This window comes from Psychrobacillus sp. (assembly GCF_056205495.1).
Genome location: NZ_JBAEAP010000124.1, coordinates 1 through 2,507, shown reverse-complemented (window position 1 = coordinate 2,507; position 2,507 = coordinate 1). Strand labels below are relative to the sequence as shown.

The following is a 2,507-nucleotide window of genomic DNA, read 5'->3' as shown; positions in this document are numbered from 1 at the left end:
AAAAGATATACATTATGGATCAAGGTGAAATTATTGCATCGGGAACAAAAGAGGAATTAAAGTCTTTAGTTTCCGACCAACAAACAATTGAGTTAAAGGGTCATTCGCTTTCAGTTGCTTTTGAGGAAAGCTTACAGAAGCATTTTCCAACTGCTAACATCCATAGGGAAGAAGGAAAGCTTTTAGTATCTCTTTCTAAGCTTATGGAGCCATTATCAAGTATTTTTGCAGTTGCTGCCGAAAATGAAGTGACGATTACTTCTGCAGTAGTTAAAATTCCTTCTCTCGAGGATGTTTTTTTACATTTAACAGGAAGAGCTTTGAGAGACTAGGGGGAAAAAGAATGCTTTTAAACTTAATTAGTAAGCAACTAAAGATGATTATTCGTAATAAGCAGCCGCTTATTATCCTTTTAGCTATGCCTATTATCTTGATTACTATTTTATCATCAGCCTTGGCGGGAATCATGGATACAGACGAATCTTCTGCTATTCAGGCTCACTTGGTAATTATAGATGAAACTAGCTGGGAGAAGGAACAGGCATCTATTACAGCCTTTCTAAAAGAGTCTGGACTGGAAGGGTCAACTCTTAATACTCTATTGCAAACGTTTGAAGAAAACGATCCTACTAACGTTTTGCAAAATTCAATTCTCATTTCTAAGGGAATGGATAAATATGTAAAAACAAGTAACGACGATCTATCCAATCTAGAAGATTTAAGAAAGAGTAATAATGTCGATGGTATCTTAGTCATTCCTGATAATTTCAGATTAGATTATATTAAACAATCTTATTTTGACCAAGGAAATAAGCCTAGTTTTGAGTTGTTATTAAATCAAGAGAACGAAATTAGGGCATCTATAATTGCTTCCATTCTTGAGGAGTGGAAAAAAGGGTTTAGCCAGTCAATGGCGTTAAATAAAGTGGGTATAACTCTAAACGAAGTAATGGGTCAAACAATTGCAGTACAAAAATTAGAGCATGTAATGAATGAGGGAGAACGTACTATTCCAGCTTCCGTTTATTACTCTGTGGGAATGCTAGTAATGTTTGCTCTTTATATACCTTCCTTTTTGGCAGGATTTGCGTTACAGGAAGTATATTGGAAGGTTTATGACCGAATCCTTTTAGCAGGGGTATCCTCAACCTATTACACTCTTTCTATATTTATAACAGGGGCAATTGTAGCGTTACTGCAACAGGCGATCATCTTGCTTTATGGAAGCCTGGTGCTGGGAATAGACTGGGTTGGCATACAGGCTATGAGTGTAATAGTCGTTAGCTTCAGTTTATTTATCGGGGGACTTTCAGCACTTTTAACCGCCTTACAATTTAAAACGGGAACTGAAGGTATTGCTAATGTGTTTAATGGATTAGTGATTACTATTTTCTCCTTCCTAGGAGGCTCCTTCTTTAAAATTAGTGATGTATCCGAGACGCTTGGTGACATTGGAGGCTATACCCCTAACGGAGCCACTATGAAAGCAATTCTTTCTATTCAAACCGGTGATTCAGTTGGTGTGATATGGCCACAGATGTATGTGTTATTTATTGGCCTATTAATATGTATCAGCTTGTCCATTATAGTATTTCCTAAAAGAGGTGTGACATCATGAAGGGCATTTGGATTGCAAGGGCTCAAAATTTAAAGCGAAAGCCGTTGGTTCTTCTAACAATGACCATTATGACAGTTGTCCTCGCTTATGTTCTTAGTGGCGGTGTAGGTGGCCAGCAAGCGATTTTTATCTCTAATGATAATTCCCAAATAAGTAGTGACGTATTAGATAAATTAAAGTCTTTAGAGGATTATTCTTTTCAATTAATGTCTAACGCTGAGTTGGAAGCGAAGATAGAGGGAGACCCTGACTTAATAGGAGTCTTGCTTACAGAGTCTACGTATACAGTCTTGAGTAGTGCAGAAACAGATGTCGTTAGAAATGTATCTTTAGTAATAGAAGCTGCATATAACGAAATTGCCTTTGAGAAAAGAATAGTAGAAGTTGGCGGTAGGGATAAGTGGAAGGAAGTGACTAGAATTTTAGACGATGAGGAAGCCTTCGAAATCGAGATTAGTGCTATGAATGAAAAGCAAACTTTTCGATATGATGGAGCTCTACAAAGTTTATTTGGTTATATGCTCTTTTTTGTATTTTATACCATCTCAACAAATGTTCAATTTATATTGGAAGATAAAAGAACAGGAGTTTGGAATCGTCTAAAGTTAGCTTCTATTAGTAGAACTAAATTATATTTTGGGCATTTATCTTTTAGCTTTCTAATTGGTTTTTTGCAAATGCTTTTAGTTTTATTGGTGTTCAGATTTATCGTGAAAACTAATATGTATGGAGCATTCTCGGAAATAATTATTATATCTAGTATTTATGTATTATTAGTTTTGGCGATAGCATTACTAATCATTTCACTAGCCAAAACCGTTAGTCAAAGTGGAGTTATCGTTTCCTTGCTGGCTGTGGCTTTCGCTATGTTAGGCGGGGCATATTGGCC

Annotated in this window: 3 protein-coding genes; all 3 read left to right on the top strand. The window is 36.3% G+C overall.

Features of this window, described 5'->3' with window-relative positions:
• On the top strand, nt 1–332 hold a 332-nt coding region (locus AC06OU_RS03760; protein WP_475854071.1), incomplete at its 5' end, for an ATP-binding protein DrrA1-3 family domain-containing protein.
• A gap of 11 nt (nt 333–343) precedes the next feature.
• Entirely contained in the window at nt 344–1,618 is a 1,275-nt protein-coding gene (locus AC06OU_RS03755) for an ABC transporter permease (RefSeq protein WP_475854069.1), read from the top strand.
• Nucleotides 1,615–2,507, top strand: an 893-nt coding sequence (locus AC06OU_RS03750) for an ABC transporter permease (RefSeq protein WP_475854067.1), incomplete at its 3' end; no start/stop codon positions are given. The genes AC06OU_RS03755 and AC06OU_RS03750, both read left to right, overlap by 4 nt.